This window comes from Streptomyces sp. NPDC007901 (assembly GCF_042959465.1).
Taxonomy (GTDB): domain Bacteria; phylum Actinomycetota; class Actinomycetes; order Streptomycetales; family Streptomycetaceae; genus Streptomyces.
The window spans coordinates 251440-268720 of the sequence record NZ_JBIBKW010000003.1; the positions used below are offsets into that span (position 1 = coordinate 251440).

Sequence of the window (17281 nt, forward strand, 5' to 3'; positions counted from 1 at the left end):
CTGCTGTGAGGCACCCCGGCAGTGCTTTCGTGTGACGATCGTAGGCCCGTATGGACGGCTCGAATGCCAGGACGGTGGTAGTGTGCGCGCCTCGCTCCTCCAGATCGATGTAAACGACGACGAATCGGTCGAATCTCGTCGGCGGCGAGTGACCGCACTGGTGCGCGAACAGGCGGGTGCCGACCTCGTCGTCCTGCCGGAGCTGTGGACGACCGGGGCGTTCGCCTACGAGGAGTTCGCCACCGAGGCCGAACCGCTCGAAGGCCCGACGTACGAGGCGATGGCCAAGGCGGCGAGCGACGCGGGCGTCTGGCTGCACGCCGGCTCCATCCCCGAGCGGGACCCTGACGGCCCCCTCTACAACACGGCTCTCGTCTTCTCCCCCTCCGGTGAGCTGGCCGCGGCCTACCGCAAGATCCACCGCTTCGGCTTCGACAAGGGCGAGGCCGTGCTGATGGGCGCCGGGCAGGAACTGGTGACCGTCCGGCTCCCGGAGACCACGCTGGGCGTGGCCACCTGCTACGACCTCCGCTTCCCCGAACTCTTCCGCGGACTCGTCGACGCCGGCGCCGAGACGATGGTGCTCTCGGCGGGCTGGCCCGAACGGCGACGCGCGCACTGGACGCTGCTGGCCCAGGCACGGGCGGTCGAGAACCAGGCGTTCGTGCTCGCGTGTGGAACGGCCGGGACACACGCCGGAGTTCCGCAGGCGGGTCACTCGATCGTGGTCGATCCCTGGGGCGAGGTACTCGCCGAGGCGGGCGCCGGCGAGGAGATCCTCACCGTCGACTTCGACCCGGCCAGGGTCGCCACGACCCGCGAACAGTTCCCGGCCCTCAAGGACCGCCTGCTGGGCCTGGAGCCCCCGCACCACCGCTAGCCCTCCGCCGGCCCTCCGTCAGTCCTCTTCCCGCTCCTTGTCGGCGAGGTGGATCACACACACCGCCACCGCGATCAGCAGCGCCGGGTCCGCGTCGTCCCGTACGACGTCGACGCCGTAGGTCTCCCGCACGTGCAGCCAGCGCCGGGAGACCACGGCCAGCAGCTCACCGTCGTACTCGACGGCGAACTCGCGGTCGAGGATCTTGCCGCTGACGTCCAGCTCGGTGCCGTCGACCAGGCGCACGCGGTAGTGGTTGCGCAGCAGGGAGAGCCGCTTGCGCCGGATGGTCGCCAGGGGCTCGCCGTCCCGTTCGAGCACCATGGTGTCGCGCAGGGCGAACATCTTCTGGTGGATGTCGACGAGCACGCGCCCGCGGGTGTCCTTCAGCTCGAACGTGTCGCGCAGCCGCATGGCCTTGCCGTCGACGAGGAACACCTTGGCGCCGTGCTCGTCCTCGATCCAGTAGTCCTCGCCGAAGCCGAGGAGCCGGTCGCGTACCAGGAATCTCATGCCTGTACCCCTTCCCGGGCCACCGGCCCGAAACGCCGGCGGTAGTCCGAGGGGCTGAGTCCGGTCTCACGACGTAGACGCGCGCGCAGGTTCGCGGACGTACCGAGCCCGCTGCGCGCCGCCACCACGTCGAGGCGCTCCTCCCCGCGCTCGATGAGCCGACAGGCCAGCGCCACCCTTTCGCCGGTGAGCCAGGCCAGCGGGGTGGTGCCCAGCTGGGCGCGGAACCGGCGGTGCAGGGTGGCGGGGGAGACGGCGGCCCGTGCGGCCAGGTCCGCCACGGTCAGCGGTTCGTCCAGCCGCTCCTGCGCCCAGGCCAGCAGCGGCCCGAGCGACTCGTCCGGCACCTCGGGCACCGGCCGCTCCACGAACTGGCGCTGTCCGCCGTCCCGGTGCGAGGCGAACACCAGCCGCCGGGACACCGCGTTGGCGATCTCGGCGCCGTGGTCCTGCCGCCAGATGTGCAGCCCCAGGTCGAGCGCGGCCGCGCTGCCGGAGGCGGTGAGCAGGTCGCCGTCGTCGACGAAGAGCACGTCCGGCCGGAGCAGCACCCGCGGATGCAGTTCCCGGAAGGCGTCCACCCAGCGCCAGTGGGTGGTGGCCGGCCGCCCGTCCAGCAGCCCGGCCTCGGCGAGCGCGAAGGTCCCGGTGCAGAAGCTGATGACCCGCACGCCCCGCGCGTGCGCGCGCCGGACGGCGTCGAGGACGTCGGCACCGCGCGGGACGACGTTGTCGGGCCTGCCGGGCACGACGAGCGTGTCCGCCGCGTCCACGGCTTCCAGCCCCGCCACCCCGCTGAGCGTGAAGAAGCCGTGGTTCATGCGCACCTCGCGCGTAGGCGCGCACAGCGTCACCTCGTACGGCGGCACGGGCAGCCCCAGCTCGGGCCGCGGCAGCCCGAACAGCTCGGTGGCCACCCCTACCTCGAACGGATTGGTGCCCGCGTCGACGATCACGGCCACCCGATGGATCGGTTGCGAGGATCCTTGCGCCATATGCGATTTCTAGCACTCACGCCGGCGCCGGGCCACGGCCCAGGATGATCGCCATGAGCAGCGAACCCGTCTCCCTCGCCCAGGCCCTCGGCTCCTTCGAGGAGCTGTGGAGCCCCCGTATCGTCACCGCCGTCAACGACTACGACGTCCGCGTCGCCAAGGTCGAGGGCGAGCACCTCTGGCACGTCCACGACCACACCGACGAGTTCTTCCTGGTCCTGGAGGGCGAGCTGCACATCGCCCTGCGGGAGCCGGCCGGCGAGCGCACGGTCGTCCTGCCCAGGGGCTCGGTCTTCACCGTCCCCCGCGGCACCGAGCACAGGCCGACGGCCCCGTCCGCGGCCTCGATCCTCCTCTTCGAGCCGACCGGCACCTCCACGGTCGGCGACCGCCACGACGAGATCCCGGACCACGTGGACGCGACGACGGGCCACGCACTGCGCTGATCAGTGCGCTGACCAGTTCCCCGACCAGTGTTCTGACCAGGGGCGATGCGAGTTATCCACAGGCGGAATCGCCCGGCCGGCGGTGAGTGGCACTCTTGATCCATGAGCGACACATCCCCCGCCCCCACCCGGCGCCGTGCCCGCGTCCGTGCCCCCGAGCTGACCGGCAAGGGCGGCTGGCTGAACACCGGCGACCGCCAGTACACCCTCGCGGACCTGCGCGGGCGCATCGTCATCCTGGACTTCTGGACCTTCTGCTGCATCAACTGCCTGCACGTCCTGGACGAGCTGCGGGAGCTGGAGGAGCGGCACCGGGACACGGTGGTGATCATCGGGGTGCACTCGCCGAAGTTCGTGCACGAGGCGGAGCACCGGGCGGTCGTGGACGCGGTGGAGCGGTACGGCGTGGAGCACCCGGTGCTCGACGATCCGGAGCTCGCCACCTGGAAGCAGTACGCGGTCCGGGCCTGGCCGACGCTGGTGGTGATCGACCCCGAGGGATATGTCGTCGCGCAGCACGCCGGCGAGGGGCACGCGCACGCGATCGCCCGGCTGGTCGAGGAGCTGGAGGCGGAGCACGAGGCGAAGGGCACCCTGCGGCGCGGCGACGGCCCGTACGTGCCGCCGGAGCCCGAGCCGACCGCCCTGCGCTTCCCCGGCAAGGCGCTGCTGCTGCCCTCCGGGACCTTCCTGGTCAGTGACACCTCCCGGCACCAGCTGGTGGAGCTGGCCGAGGACGCCGAGACGGTCCTGCGGCGGATCGGCTCCGGCACGCGCGGTTTCACCGACGGCCCGGCGACCGAGGCCTCCTTCAGCGAGCCGCAGGGTCTGGCGCTCCTCGACGACGGCTCGGTGGTCGTCGCCGACACCGTCAACCACGCGCTCCGGCGCCTCGACCTCGCCACCGGCGAGGTCACCACGCTCGCCGGCACCGGCCGCCAGTGGTGGCAGGGCTCCCCGACCTCCGGCCCGGCCCGCGAGATCGACCTGTCCTCCCCCTGGGACGTGGCGGTCTTCGGCGGCAAGGTGTGGATCGCCATGGCGGGCGTGCACCAGCTGTGGGCGTACGACCCCCAGGACCGGACGGTCTCCGTCGCCGCCGGCACCACCAACGAGGGGCTGGTCGACGGCCCGGCCGCCGAGGCCTGGTTCGCCCAGCCGTCCGGACTCGCGGCCACGCCGGACCGCCTCTGGCTGGCCGACTCGGAGACGAGCGCCCTGCGCTGGGTCGACCCGGACGGACACGTCCACACCGCCGTCGGCACCGGCCTCTTCGACTTCGGCCACCGCGACGGCGCCGCCGGACAGGCCCTGCTCCAGCACCCGTTGGGCGTCACGGCGCTGCCCGACGGCTCGGTCGCCGTCAGCGACACCTACAACCACGTGCTGCGCCGCTACGACCCCGCGACCGGCGAGGTCACCACGCTGGCCACGGACCTCAGGGAGCCGAGCGACGCGGTGCTGGCCGGCGACGACATCGTGGTCGTCGAGTCCGCCCGCCACCGCCTGACCCGGCTCCGGCTCCCCGAGGAGGCCGTCCGGGTGGAGTCGGTCGCCCACCGCACCCAGCGGGCGGCGACCGAGGTGACGCCCGGCCGCCTCCGCCTGGACGTGATCTTCCAGGCCCCGGACGGCCAGAAACTGGACACGAGATACGGCCCGTCGACGCGCCTGCTCGTGTCCTCGACCCCGCCGGAACTCCTGCTCAAGGGCGAGGGCGCCGACACCGACCTGTCGAGAGACCTGGACCTGAACCCGGCCGTCCCGGAGGGCGTCCTGCACGTCTCGGCGATGGCCGCGTCCTGCGACGACGACGAGGCTGGGGGCACCTCCCGGTCGAAGACTGGGGGAGAATACCCGGCCTGCCATGTGCATCAGCAGGACTGGGGAGTGCCGGTCCACCTGACAGAGGCCGGGGCGAACCGGCTTCCACTCATCCTCGCCGGTATGGATCAGCGCCCCTGAAAGGGGTGCGGGGCCGTGTCGATGTGCGGCTGCCGCCGCGCGGGCGCGACCAGCCCCCACGCACCCGCAGCCAGGACACAGCCGGTTACCGCCGTCGCGGAACCAACTTGAACACCGCCACCCCGGCCGCCACCAGCGTCGTGGCCGCCACCACCATCGCCATGCTGTTGATCCACAGCCCGGTTGCGGCCAGGGTCGCACCGCCCGCGCCTACCGTGCCCGCGCCGATCACTCTGCCGTACATCGCTTTTCTCCTACGAGGGTCGATACGAGGGTTGAGGGAATCTCACGTCGCCACCCACTTCTCCTCGCTGCGGCGCACCAGCCCCCACAGCGAGGTGAAGTAGACGGCGTGCTGGAAGAGGTCGTAGAGCATCTCGGGGACCATCAGCGCGGCGACCAGGACGGCTTTCGGCCCCGCCCGCCGTACGGAGACGGTCTTCTCGACGACGAAGATCAGGCCGATCGCCGTCCAGAACGGCGAGAAGCCCGGCCAGCCGTACAGCGAGGTGTACGCGGCCATGTAGGTCAGGTAGATCAGGAAGGAGAGCGCGCCGAAGCCCATCAGGAACTGCTGCATGAAGTAGCGGGCGGTGACCCGGGTCCAGCCGTAGTCGCGGAGGTTCTCCAGGGCGCCGCGCTGCCAGCGCAGCCGCTGGTGCCACAGCTTGGGCAGGCTCGGCATGACCTCGGTGGTGACCGAGCAGCCGGCCGGGGACATGGCCCGGTAGCCGAGGGTCTTGACCGCCTTGGTCATCTCGTCGTCCTCGGTGAGCGAGGCGAGGCTGTAGTAGCCGGTGCCGCCGCCGAGTTCACCGGCCCGGCGGGCCGCGCGGACCTCGCGCAGCACACGGGCCCGGAACATCGTGCCGGTGCCGGTGAGGACCTGGGCCTTGCCGCCGGTGCGCTCCAGCTCCCAGGCGTAGCGGTGGAACTCCATGCGCTGCAGCAGGCCGAGGAGGCCGCCGCCGTCCTCGCCGTAGAAGACGCCGCCGACCGCGCCGACCTTGCGGTTGAAGGTGCCGAGCGCGGTCTCGACGAACCAGGGGTTGAGGACGGTGTCGGCGTCCTGCACGAGCAGCAGGTCGCGGTCGTCCATGTGCGGCAGCACCCAGGCGATGGCCTGGTTGAGGGCGCCGGCCTTCTTGTGGGTGTTGCCCTGGGTGTGGAAGACCTGGGCGCCGTGCGCGGTGGCGACGGCCGCGGTGTCGTCGGTGCAGTTGTCGGCGACGACGATGATCAGGTCGGGGCGCCGGGTCTGCTCCCAGAGGCCGTCGATGGCGTCGGCGATACGTTCCTGCTCGTTGTGGGCCGGGATCAGGACGGCGAGCCTGTGTCTGTCACCGGGCTCTTCCGGGGCGGCGTGCGCGCGGCGCGCGGCGTGACGGCGCACGGCTCGTACCCCCCGTTCGTGAAAGGCCTTCGTGAAAGCCGCGGTGGGCCCGGAAGGCGATATTCCGGACCCGTCGGTAGTCGACAGTCTTCACGAAACCCCTACAAGTGCGGTAGTTGAATCCTGTAACGGATTGCTCACGGTTGCCTGTGATGACCCTGTGGGTGTGGCTGTGTCCGTTACGCGTCGTACCCGCCGCCGTATCCGTCACGGCGGTGATGGTGCCGTTCGTCCTCGACGACGGCCGTCGGCGGTACGACGACCCGCCGGCGCCGGGCGATGCTGCTGAACGTGGTGACCCCGATGATTCCGACGGCCATCAGGATCAGGCCGACGACATCGAGGTTGACGCCCTTCATGTGCCAGTCGGTCGCGAACGTGAGGATGGCCCCCACGGCGATGAGAATGATGCACCCGCCGAGCCCCATGGCGTTGCCTCCCCTTCAGGTCCGGTGGTTCCGGTCCGCGCCGGGTACCCAAGGGCGGGCGGGGCATGTGCGGGTCTCGTACGACTAGCCCTCCAGGAAGGCCACCAGCGCGTTCGCGAGGAGGAACGGGTCGTCGGCGCCGCACAGTTCGCGGGCGCTGTGCATCGAGAGGATGGCCGCGCCGATGTCGACGGTCCGGATGCCGTGCCGGGCCGCGGTGATCGGGCCGATCGTGGTGCCGCAGGGCATGGAGTTGTTGGAGACGAAGGTCTGGAAGGGCACCCCGGCCCGCTCGCAGGCGGCGGCGAAGAGCGCGCGGCCCGAACCGTCCGTCGCGTACCGGTTGTTGACGTTGACCTTGAGGATCGGCCCGCCGTTGACGCGCGGGTGGTGCGTCGGGTCGTGCCGCTCCGCGTAGTTGGGGTGGACGGCGTGGCCGGTGTCGGAGGAGAGACAGACGGTGCCCGCGAAGGCTCTCGCCCGGTCCTCGTACGACCCGCCGCGCGCCAGCACCGAACGCTCCAGCACGTTGCCGAGCAGCGGCCCGTCCGCGCCGGTGTCCGACTGGGAGCCGGTCTCCTCGTGGTCGAACGCGGCCAGCACCGGGACGTACGCCGGCTCCGCGCCGCCCGCCGCCACGGCCGCGAGGGCCGCCGTACCGGCGTGCACGGAGAGGAGGTTGTCCATCCGGGGCCCGGCCAGCAGCTCCTGGTCGCGGCCCAGGTAGGCCGGTGGTTCGACGGCGTAGGTCATCAGGTCCCAGCCGGTGACCGAGTCGGCCGGCAGGCCCGCGTCCTGCTCCAGGAAGGCGATGAGGTCGCCGTCGCGGACGTCGTCGCCGAGGCCCCAGATCGGCTGCAGATGGCGCTGCTTGTCGAGCTTGAGGCCGTCGCTGCTGACCGAACGGTCCAGGTGGATGGCGAGCTGGGGGACGCGCAGCAGCGGCCGGTGCACGTCGACCAGGCGGGTGGAGCCGTCCCGCAGGGTGAGCCGGCCGGCCAGGCCCAGGTCCCGGTCGAGCCAGGAGTTCATGAGCGGTCCGCCGTAGATCTCCACGGCGACCTGGCGAAAACCGTGCGCCCCGGTGTCCGGGCGCGGCTTGACCCGCAGGTTCGGGGAGTCGGTGTGCGCGCCGACGATCCGGAACGGCGTGTGGGGCGCGGCGCCCTCCGGGGCGTACCAGGCGATGATCGCGCCGCCGCGCAGCACATACCGGCCGCCCGCCGTCCCGTCCCAGGCGTCCGTCTCGGCGACCTGCCGGAACCCGGCCTTCTCCAGCCGCTCGGCGCTGTTGGCGACGGCGTGGTACGGCGTCGGGCTCGCCGCGAGGAAGGTCATCAGGTCGTCGGTGTGGCCGCGGTCGAAGCGGGGGGATTCGCTCATGTTGTTCACCTTAACGACGTACGGAGGCCCGCTCCCCCCAGCGGGGAGCGGGCCTCCACGGACACTCGGTCGATCGGAGCGATCGGGGACGAGCCGAACGATCGGGACGATCAGAAAGCGGCTTCGTCCAGCTCCATCAGGTCGAGGTCGACATCGGCCGCGACCTTGCGGGCCAGGGTGACGCCCGGCAGCACGTTGGCCGCGAAGAACTTCGCCGCCGCGATCTTGCCGGTGTAGAACGGCTTGTCCTTGCTCGACGCCGTCTCCAGCTTCTCGGCGGCGATCGCGGCGCCCTTGAGCAGCAGGTAGCCGACGATCACGTCGCCGGAGGCGAGCAGCAGGCGGCTGGTGTTGAGGCCGACCTTGTAGATGTTCTTGACGTCCTGCTCGGTGGCCGCGAGGTCGGTCAGCATCAGGCCGACGATCGCCTCCAGCTCGACGGCCGCCTTCGCGAGGTGCTCGCGGGCGCCCGCCAGGTCCTCGCCGCCGGTGCCGAGCGCCAGGAACTTCTTGATGTCCTCGGCGAGGGAGTTGAGGGCCGCGCCCTGGTTGCGGACGATCTTCCGGAAGAAGAAGTCCTGGCCCTGGATCGCGGTGGTGCCCTCGTAGAGGGTGTCGATCTTGGCGTCGCGGATGTACTGCTCGATCGGGTACTCCTGCAGGAAGCCGGAGCCGCCGAAGGTCTGCAGCGACTGGGCGAGCTGCTCGTAGCCCTTCTCGGAGCCGTAGCCCTTGACGATCGGCAGGAGCAGGTCGTTCAGCGCGTGCTCGGCGGAGGCGTCCTCGCCGGTCGCCTCCTTGACCGCGATCGCGTCCTGGACGGAGGCGGTGTAGAGGACGAGGGCGCGCATGCCCTCGGCGTACGCCTTCTGCGTGATCAGCGAGCGGCGCACGTCGGGGTGGTGGGTGATGGTGACCTTGGGCGCGGACTTGTCCATGAAGTTCGCCAGGTCCGGACCCTGGACGCGCTCCTTGGCGTACTCAAGGGCGTTGAGGTAGCCGGTGGACAGCGTGGAGATGGCCTTCGTGCCGACCATCATCCGGGCGAACTCGATGATCCGGAACATCTGGCGGATGCCCTCGTGCTTGTCGCCGATCAGCCAGCCCTTGGCCGGGTGGCGGTCGCCGAAGGTCATCTCGCAGGTGTTGGAGGCCTTCAGGCCCATCTTGTGCTCGACGTTGGTGGCGTAGACGCCGTTGCGCTCGCCCAGCTCGCCGGTCTCGAAGTCGAAGAGGTACTTGGGGACCAGGAAGAGGGAGAGGCCCTTGGTGCCGGGACCGGCACCCTCGGGACGCGCCAGCACGTAGTGGAGGATGTTCTCCTCCATGTCGTGCTCACCGGAGGTGATGAAGCGCTTCACGCCCTCGATGTGCCAGGAGCCGTCCTCCTGCTGGACCGCCTTGGTGCGGCCGGCGCCGACGTCCGAACCCGCGTCGGGCTCGGTGAGCACCATGGTCGAACCCCAGGTCCGGTCCACGGCGATCTGCGCCCACTTCTTCTGCTCCTCGGTGCCCTCCTCGAAGAGGATCCGGGCGAACGCCGGGCCGGAGGAGTACATCCACACGGCCGGGTTGGCGCCGAGCACCAGCTCCGCGTATGCCCAGATCAGCGACGGCGGGGCGGTGGTGCCGCCGATCTCCTCGGGCAGGCCCAGGCGCCAGTACTCGGAGTCCATGAAGGCCTTGTAGCTCTTCTTGAAGGACGCCGGGACCGGCGCGGTGTTGGTCTCCGGGTCGAAGACCGGCGGGTTGCGGTCGGCGTCGGCGAAGGACTCCGCGAGCTCGTTCTCGGCGAGCCGGGTCAGCTCCTCCAGGACGCTCTTCGCGGTGTCGGTGTCCATCTCGCCGAACGGACCGGTGCCGTACAGCTTGTCGCGACCGAGCACTTCGAACAGGTTGAATTCGATGTCGCGGAGGTTGGACTTGTAGTGCCCCATGGTGACGGCTCCGTATCCGGATCGGCGAGGCACTGAATCCTCGCGCAAGCGTTCACATACCAACGAGTAGCTCCGATGATGCTACCCGTCGGTAATAAGATGCAACCCCGATCGGCTGAAGTGTGAGAAGGGTCTACCTTCTCGCAGCGGCCGCGTGTCTCGGTAGGCTTGCGCGCATGTATGGATACGGCCAGCCCATGGACGGGGGCGCTGCTCAGCAGCAGTACGCCTCGCCGCAGCAGCCCATGGGCGGCGGCCTGGGCGGATACGGCCAGCAGCCCCCGCTCTACCCCGAGCCGTCCCCGCCGTCGCTGGCGGACGCGGTGCGCGCGTTCACCACGGGGCAGGTGACCGCCGAGGACTTCCAGCAGGTCTTCGCCACGTCGAAGGTCTACTGCCCGCGCGGTGACAACCCCGGCTTCCTCGCGCTGCACAACACCCAGCAGCCGGTGATCCCGATGTTCACCTCGCTGAAGGAACTGCGCCGGTACGCGGGCAAGGAGTCCAAGTACTTCGTGATCACGGGCTCGGAGGTCATCGACCTGCTCCCGACCGGGTACGGCTTCGTCCTGGACATGGAGGGCGAGCACCGGATGGTCTTCGACGCGAAGGCGGTCGAGCAGATGGTCGACTTCGCGATGCGCCGGATGTACGGCTAGAGGTCGCCGTTCCCCGGGAAACCCGCTCTCGGGTTGTCACAGCCATGCCATAGGGTGCCCTCAGGCAGCCGCGCCCCGCGCGCAACCGCTCTTCCGCGGTCGTGTCCGGGTGCCGCGCGGCGCTCTCATCCACCCGGCGACCCCGGGTTCTCAGTGGGGGTTCATCACTGTGCGCATGCGCAGCACTTCGGTCGCGACGGCGCTCGCGGTCCTCTTCAGCTCGGCGGCGCTGAGCGTCGTGGCGGCGGGGACCGCCTCGGCCGCCGCCACCGCCGTCACCACCACCGGCGGTCTCGTCGTGGACGGCACGCTCCAGCGGGTGTTCGTCGGCGACGCGGCGAACGGCCGGATCCTCGCCGCCGACTACAGCGGCAGCCTCGTCGACACGCACACCGGCCTCGGCAGCGTCAGCGACCTGGCCCTGTCCGACGACGGCAGCACCCTGTACGCGGCCCTGCCCAACACCCACCAGATCCTGGCGCTGGACGCGGCCACGCTGGACGTGAGGACGACGTACAGCATCCCGACCGACACCGGCCCCCGCCACGTGGCCTTCGCCGGCGGCAAGGCGTGGTTCTCCTACGGCGACCAGTGGGACGGCGACATCGGCTCCGTCGACCCGGCGGTGGACCCCGCGGGCGGGACCGACCCGGTGGCGATGGCGCAGTTCCCCACCGAGGGCACCTCGTCCGGCATCTGGGGCCAGGGGCTGCTGGACACCGACCCGACCCGGCCCGGCCTGCTGGCCGTCGGGGAGACCGGTATCTCCACCGACTCCATGGCGGTCCTCGACGTCTCCGACGGCACCGCCAAGGTCACCGCCTGGTACGACGGCGACTACACCCTGAACAGCGGCATCGGTGACATCGACCTGGTCCCGGGCGCCGACCAGGTGCTGGTCAACGGCACCGACCGGGACGCGTGGGCGGACGGCAGGTTCAGCAAGGCCGGTGCCTACCCGTCCGGGTGGGGCGCCGACGTCTCGGCGGACGGCCTGGTCGCCCAGGTCGGCGCCGGCAAGGTCACGGTCTACCGGCCGGACGCCACGAAGCCGGTGCGCACCTACACCGTCGGCACCTCGACCGACTACGTCGTCAACAACGTGCGCTGGGCGCCGGACTCCTCGCGGATCTTCGCGCTGGTGCCGGGCAGCGGCGGCTACACGCTCAAGGCGCTCACCCAGCCGACGCTCAACGTCCCGACGCTCACGGTCAACGCCCCGAGCTCGGCGCCCCGCGCCAAGAAGCTCACCGTCACCGGCAAGCTCTCGGCGACGGTCGCGCTGCCCGCCGGGGTCAAGCTCTCCGTCACCCGCACCGACGTCGAGAGCCCGAACGGCAAGGCGCTCGCCGCGGTCACGGTCAAGGCGGACGGCACGTACTCCTTCGCCGACACCCCGCCGGCCGGTGGCACGGTCACCTACAAGGTCGCCTACGCGGGCGACGCCGGGCACACCGCGGCCACCGCCTCCGACAAGGTCGCGGTCTCCCGGGCTGCGACGAGCCTGAGCCTGAACAACAACGGCAAGCTGTACAACTACGGCGCCGACGTGAAGTTCACCGCGCACCTGGGGACGACCTACAAGAACCGCTCGGTCAAGATCTACTCGGACCCCTTCGGCGCCGACAAGCCGAAGAAGCTGATCAAGACCGGCCGGGTGGACTCCCACGGGAACATCGCCGCCTGGGTGGACATGACCCGCGACACGGCCGTCACCGCGGTCTTCGACGGGGACGCCCGCTACACGCCGAAGACCGTGAAGGCCACGGCGTACGCGCGGGTCAAGGTCTCCACCGCGGTCTCCAAGCACTACAAGACCGCGAAGATCGGCTCGACGTCGTACTACTGGTTCCACAAGAACACCGACCCGGTGCTCACCACGTCCATGACCTACTACAAGGGCCGCAAGCTCCGCTTCGACCTGCAGGTCTACTACCAGGGCTCGTGGTACACGACGGACTCCGAGTACTTCGCGCTCGGCACGAACGGCAAGACGGCCATCCGGCTCGGGGCGCCGGGTGAGTCCGGTGTCCGGGCGCGGGTGCGGTCGGTGTACGTCAACGGCTCGTCCGGCGACACCGTGAACTCCACGACGTACGGCACCTGGAAGTACCTGTACTTCAGCAACTGATCCACCGTTCGGAGACGACCGGGGCCCGGAGGGAATGTCCTCCGGGCTTTCTCCGTTAGGGGTGGCAGAAAGTTCAACGCTCAACTAAAGTGGGCGCACAAGGAGGAGCCAACATGCCTGCAGTGACCGTCGAGAACCCGCTGACCCTGCCCCGAGTGGCCGCACCGGCCGACGCCGTGGCCCGTCCCGTGCTCGCCGTCACGACCGCCCCCAGCGGTTTCGAGGGCGAGGGCTTCCCGGTGCGCCGGGCCTTCGCGGGGATCAACTACCGCCATCTCGACCCGTTCATCATGATGGACCAGATGGGTGAGGTGGAGTACGCGCCGGGCGAGCCCAAGGGCACCCCCTGGCACCCGCACCGCGGCTTCGAGACCGTCACCTACATCATCGACGGCATCTTCGACCACCAGGACAGCCAGGGCGGCGGCGGCACCATCACCAACGGCGACACCCAGTGGATGACGGCCGGTTCCGGTCTCCTCCACATCGAGGCCCCGCCGGAGTCCCTGGTCATGTCCGGCGGTCTCTTCCACGGCCTCCAGCTGTGGGTGAACCTCCCGGCCAAGGACAAGATGATGGCGCCGAGGTACCAGGACATCCGCGGCGGGCAGGTGCAGCTGCTGACGTCCCCGGACGGCGGCGCGCTGCTGCGGGTCATCGCGGGCGAGCTGGACGGCCACGCCGGTCCCGGCATCACCCACACCCCGATCACGATGATCCACGCGACCCTCGCCCCCGGCGCCGAGGTCACCCTGCCCTGGCGCGAGGACTTCAACGGCCTCGCCTACGTGCTGGCCGGCAAGGGCTCGGTGGGCGCCGAGCACCGCCCGGTCCACCTCGGCCAGACCGCCGTCTTCGGCGCCGGCTCCTCGCTGACCGTCCGCGCGGACGAGAAGCAGGACTCGCACACGCCGGACCTCGAGGTCGTCCTCCTCGGCGGACAGCCGATCCGTGAGCCCATGGCCCACTACGGCCCGTTCGTCATGAACACCAAGGACGAGCTCATGCAGGCCTTCGAGGACTTCCAGAAGGGCCGCCTGGGCACGATCCCCGCCGTGCACGGCATGACGGAGAGCGGCCCGCAGGCGTAACAGGGACGAACCGCACACGAGGCGAGGCCTGACGTAACCGCTACGTCGGGCCTCGTCCCGTTTTCCCGCAGCCTTCCGGCGTCCCGAGCATCCTCCGGCTGCCGGCCGCGCTTCTCGGTCGCCCGAGTCGGGTGGTGGGTGGGCGAGGGCCTCGGGGGGACGGGGGCTCGGTTCACCCGGTAGGGGGTGCAGCCCAGGGCGACGGAAGGGTCGGCGTGATCCGCTGGACGCGTGTCCCTGCTGCCCGAGCCCGTGCGTCGGTTCGCCGCCTGGTGTGCGGTGATTCTGCTGGCGTCCGCGGTGGGGTACGTCGGGATCCGGCTGTGTGTGGAGTTCCGGACGGCTGTCACCTCGGTGCTGCTGGCGCTACTCGGGACCGCGCTGCTCGGGCCCCTGTACCGGCGCCTCGTGCGGGTCGGTGTGCAGCGGTCGATCGCCGCCGGGCTCACGTGCGTCGCGGTGGTGGCCGTCGTCGGCGGTGCCGTCTACATCGTCGTCGCCGCGCTCATCGACACCGGCGACGAGATCGTCGCCTCGCTCAAGCACGCCGCGAAGTCGCTCGCCGCTCACTTCGGGGCGGCCGGCACCTCGGTCGGCGACCTGGCCGGGAACGCGAAGGAACTGCTCGGCAAGTTCGGCGGGACCGCGGCCTCCAACGTCATCAGCGGGGTGAGCGTGGCCGGTGAGTTCCTCGCCATGGCCGTGCTGGCGCTGCTGCTCGTCTTCTTCTTCCTGCGCGACTCGGACCACGTCGTCGACACCCTCCGGGCCGTCGCCCCCGGGGCCAGCGCCGACATGGTCGAGGCCATGGCCCGCCGTGCCTTCGAGGGCATCGAGGGGTTCATGCGCGGCACCACCGTCATCGCCCTCATCGACGCCACCTGTATCGCCGTCGGCCTGCTGATCCTCCGGGTGCCGGGGGCCGTCGGGCTCGCCGCGCTCGTCTTCGTCGGCGCCTACATCCCCTACCTCGGCGCCTTCATCTCCGGTGCCGTCGCCGTGCTGGTCGCCCTCGCCGACCGCGGCTTCGTCATCGCCCTGTGGGCGCTCGGCGTGGTGCTCGCCGTGCAGGTGCTGGAGGGGCATGTGCTGCAGCCCATGATCCAGAGCCGGACCGTGCAGATGCACCCTGCGGCGGTGATGCTGACCATCACGGCCGGCGCCTCGGTCGCGGGGATCCTGGGCATGCTCCTGGCCGTACCGCTCACCGCGGCCGCCTTCGGGGTCGTACACGAGCTACGGGCCCGGTACACGACCCGGCCCTAGTTCTCGCTCCCGTTCTCGCTCTCGCTCTCGTACAGCTCGAACCAGATGCTCTTGCCCTGGCCGCGCGGGTCGACGCCCCAGGCGTCCGCCAGGAGCTCGATGAGGACCAGGCCGCGGCCGGAGGAGGCCAGCTCGCCGGGGCGGCGTTTGTGCGGGAGGTCGTCGCCCGCGTCCGTGACCTCGACGCGGAGCCGGCGCTCGGCCGCCTGGCCGGAGACCTCGGCGAGCAGCAGGGCGTCCGTGTCGGTGTGGACCAGGACGTTCGTGAGCATCTCGGAGACCAGCAGCACCGCCGAGTCGAGCTGGTCGGGCGAGCCCCAGTCGTGCAGCAGCTCGCGCAGGTGCTGGCGGGCCTCGGCGACCCGTTCGGGCTCGTCCTGGGCCACCGACAGGAGGGTGCGGCGCACCCGGGGCCGTACGGCGAGCGGCTCGTCGCCGCGGCCGGTGCCCGGCCGGGAGAGCAGCAGGACCGCTATGTCGTCCTCACGGCGGTCGGCCAGCGGCCCGGTGGTGTGGTGGGAGAAGGGCCCGTGCACGGCCTGGACCAGCGCGTCGGCCAGTTTCTCCAGGTCGCCGTCGTGCTCCTCCATGATCGCCCGGACCCGCTGCCAGCCGCTCTCGATGTCATGGCCGCCGGTCTCGATCAGCCCGTCGGTGCAGAGCATCATCGTCTCGCCGGGTTCCAGGGCGAACCGTGTCGTCGGGTAGTCGGCGTCGGGGTCGATGCCGAGCGGCAGCCCGCCCGCCGTCGGCCGCCGCAGCACCGTGCCGTCGGCCATCCGGATGGCCGGGTCCAGATGTCCCGCGCGGGCGATCTCCAGGACTCCGCTCACCGGATCCGCCTCGACGTACAGACAGGTCGCGAAGCGCAGATCGGCGCCCTCTTCGTCGTAGGCGATGTCATAGGTGATGCCGTGCAGGAAGCGGGAGGCCCGGGAGAGGACCGCGTCCGGGCGGTGGCCCTCGGAGGCGTAGGCGCGCAGCGCGATCCGGAGCTGGCCCATCAGGCCCGCCGCGCGGACGTCATGCCCCTGGACGTCGCCGATGACGAGGGCGTAGCGGCCGGAGGGCAGCGGGATCATGTCGTACCAGTCGCCGCCCACCTGGAGGCCGCCGCCGGTCGGTATGTAGCGGGCGGCCGCGTCCATGCCGGGGATCTCCGGGCCCAGCGTCGGCAGCATGGAGCGCTGCAGGCCGTCGGTCAGCTCCCGCTCCGAGTCGGCGATTCCGGCCCGGGACAGGGCCTGCGCCAGCATCCGGGCCACCGTGGTGAGCACGGACCGCTCGTCGGGGGTGAACGACACCGGGTAGGTGAAGCCCGCCATCCAGGCGCCCATGGTCCGCCCGGCCACGGTCAGCGGCAGAAAGGCCCAGGACCGGCGGCCGAACCGCTCGGCCAGCGGCCAGGTCACCGGGTAGCGGGACCGGTACTGCTCGGGGGAGGAGAGATAGACGGCTCGGCCGGTCCGCACCACTTCCGCAGCCGGGTAGTCCGTCTCCAGCGGCATGCTGGTGAAGGGGCTGTCCTCGTCGATCTGCTGGCCGTGGTGGCCGAGTATCTGCAGCCGGTCGCCCTTGGCGCCGTAGAGGACCAGCCCGTCCGGGGAGAACCCGGGCATCGACAGGCCCGCCGCGACCCGCAGCACCTCCTCCGTGGACCGCGCCTCCGCCAGCGCCCGTCCGGCGTCCAGCAGGAACGCCTCCCGGGAGCGCCGCCAGTCACCGGTGACCGGATGCTGGGCGGCGGTGCCGGGGGGCGGCTCGGAGACCTCCTGGATGGTGCCCGTCACCCGGTACACGCGCTCCTCGGAGTCGTACACCGGTCGGAAACGGCTGCGTACGGTACGGATCAGCCGGCCCCGCTCGTCCATGACCCGCAGCCGTACCTCGCCGAGTGTGCCCTCGAGGGCGGCCAGCCGGGTGATGCTGGTGTTCTCGTTCCAGTCGACGGGGTGGAAACGGGACCTGACCAGGGCCTCCGAGAGGATGCCCGGCTCGGCCGGCAGCCCGATGAGCCGGGCCGCCTCCGCGTCCGCGGTGACCAGCCCGGTGGCGGTGTCCCAGTGCCACAGCCCGGTCGCGAGGGCGGCGAGGACGTCCTCCACGGCGGGCAGGGGCTCGCCAGTTCGCATTGCCCCACTTTAAGAAGACGAGATCGAAGAGTGCCACTGTTTCGTGAGGAGATTAGTGGGAC

Annotated in this window: 15 protein-coding genes; 7 read left to right on the forward strand and 8 right to left on the reverse strand. The window is 70.9% G+C overall.

Features of this window, described 5'->3' with window-relative positions; translation table 11 throughout:
- Positions 1-82: 82 nt before the first annotated feature.
- Positions 83-880, forward strand: coding sequence for a nitrilase-related carbon-nitrogen hydrolase (locus tag ACFZDK_RS11465; protein WP_390971800.1), 798 nt, complete (start codon positions 83-85; stop codon positions 878-880).
- 18 nt (positions 881-898) lie between these two features.
- Here the strand turns inward: ACFZDK_RS11465 and ACFZDK_RS11470 are convergent, their stop codons facing one another.
- Positions 899-1393, reverse strand: a complete 495-nt coding sequence (locus ACFZDK_RS11470; protein WP_390971801.1) for an LURP-one-related family protein — start codon at positions 1391-1393, stop codon at positions 899-901.
- The gene (locus ACFZDK_RS11475) at positions 1390-2388 is read right to left on the reverse strand and encodes a helix-turn-helix domain-containing protein (RefSeq protein ID WP_390971802.1); all 999 of its coding nucleotides are present in this window, start codon (positions 2386-2388) and stop codon (positions 1390-1392) included. The genes ACFZDK_RS11470 and ACFZDK_RS11475 overlap by 4 nt, the downstream gene beginning before the upstream one ends.
- A 53-nt stretch (positions 2389-2441) precedes the next feature.
- On the opposite strand from ACFZDK_RS11475, the gene ACFZDK_RS11480 reads away from it, so the two are divergent.
- Both ACFZDK_RS11480 and ACFZDK_RS11485 read left to right on the forward strand, forming a co-directional pair.
- A complete protein-coding gene (locus ACFZDK_RS11480) occupies positions 2442-2834 on the forward strand; it encodes a cupin domain-containing protein (protein ID WP_390971803.1) in 393 nt (130 codons plus the stop codon).
- A gap of 102 nt (positions 2835-2936) precedes the next feature.
- Positions 2937-4799 (forward strand): thioredoxin-like domain-containing protein, encoded by a 1863-nt coding sequence (locus ACFZDK_RS11485; RefSeq protein ID WP_390971804.1) that lies wholly within the window; start codon positions 2937-2939, stop codon positions 4797-4799.
- Between the two features lie 85 nt (positions 4800-4884).
- Here ACFZDK_RS11485 and ACFZDK_RS11490 read toward each other — a convergent pair whose 3' ends face one another.
- The 5 genes from ACFZDK_RS11490 to ACFZDK_RS11510 all read right to left on the reverse strand — a co-directional run bounded on the left by ACFZDK_RS11490 (position 4885) and on the right by ACFZDK_RS11510 (position 9940).
- Complete coding sequence (locus tag ACFZDK_RS11490) at positions 4885-5043, reverse strand: hypothetical protein (protein ID WP_388909245.1); 159 nt, start codon at positions 5041-5043, stop codon at positions 4885-4887.
- Between the two features lie 42 nt (positions 5044-5085).
- Positions 5086-6192: a glycosyltransferase gene (locus ACFZDK_RS11495; RefSeq protein WP_390971805.1), complete on the reverse strand. Its 1107-nt coding sequence runs from the start codon at positions 6190-6192 to the stop codon at positions 5086-5088.
- 179 nt (positions 6193-6371) lie between these two features.
- Entirely contained in the window at positions 6372-6620 is a 249-nt protein-coding gene (locus ACFZDK_RS11500) for a DUF6458 family protein (protein WP_390971806.1), read from the reverse strand.
- 84 nt (positions 6621-6704) lie between these two features.
- Positions 6705-8003 carry a M18 family aminopeptidase gene (locus tag ACFZDK_RS11505; protein ID WP_390971807.1) on the reverse strand — a complete coding sequence of 433 codons (1299 nt, stop codon included), beginning with the start codon at positions 8001-8003 and terminating at the stop codon, positions 6705-6707.
- 110 nt (positions 8004-8113) lie between these two features.
- Positions 8114-9940: an acyl-CoA dehydrogenase C-terminal domain-containing protein gene (locus tag ACFZDK_RS11510; RefSeq protein WP_390971808.1), complete on the reverse strand. Its 1827-nt coding sequence runs from the start codon at positions 9938-9940 to the stop codon at positions 8114-8116.
- A gap of 176 nt (positions 9941-10116) precedes the next feature.
- Between ACFZDK_RS11510 and ACFZDK_RS11515 the strand changes: the two genes are divergently transcribed.
- The 4 genes from ACFZDK_RS11515 (at position 10117) to ACFZDK_RS11530 (ending at position 15087) form a co-directional block, all read left to right on the forward strand.
- A complete protein-coding gene (locus ACFZDK_RS11515; protein ID WP_390971809.1) occupies positions 10117-10599 on the forward strand; it encodes an SseB family protein in 483 nt (160 codons plus the stop codon).
- 175 nt (positions 10600-10774) lie between these two features.
- On the forward strand, positions 10775-12730 hold the full coding sequence (locus ACFZDK_RS11520; RefSeq protein WP_390971810.1) for an Ig-like domain repeat protein: 1956 nt from the start codon (positions 10775-10777) through the stop codon (positions 12728-12730).
- Positions 12731-12843: 113 nt separating this feature from the next.
- Positions 12844-13821 carry a pirin family protein gene (locus ACFZDK_RS11525; protein ID WP_390971811.1) on the forward strand — a complete coding sequence of 326 codons (978 nt, stop codon included), beginning with the start codon at positions 12844-12846 and terminating at the stop codon, positions 13819-13821.
- Between the two features lie 231 nt (positions 13822-14052).
- Complete coding sequence (locus tag ACFZDK_RS11530; RefSeq protein WP_390971812.1) at positions 14053-15087, forward strand: AI-2E family transporter; 1035 nt, start codon at positions 14053-14055, stop codon at positions 15085-15087.
- Here ACFZDK_RS11530 and ACFZDK_RS11535 read toward each other — a convergent pair.
- Complete coding sequence (locus ACFZDK_RS11535; RefSeq protein WP_390971813.1) at positions 15084-17219, reverse strand: SpoIIE family protein phosphatase; 2136 nt, start codon at positions 17217-17219, stop codon at positions 15084-15086. The two genes, ACFZDK_RS11530 and ACFZDK_RS11535, sit on opposite strands and share 4 nt — an antisense overlap.
- Positions 17220-17281 lie beyond the last annotated feature (62 nt).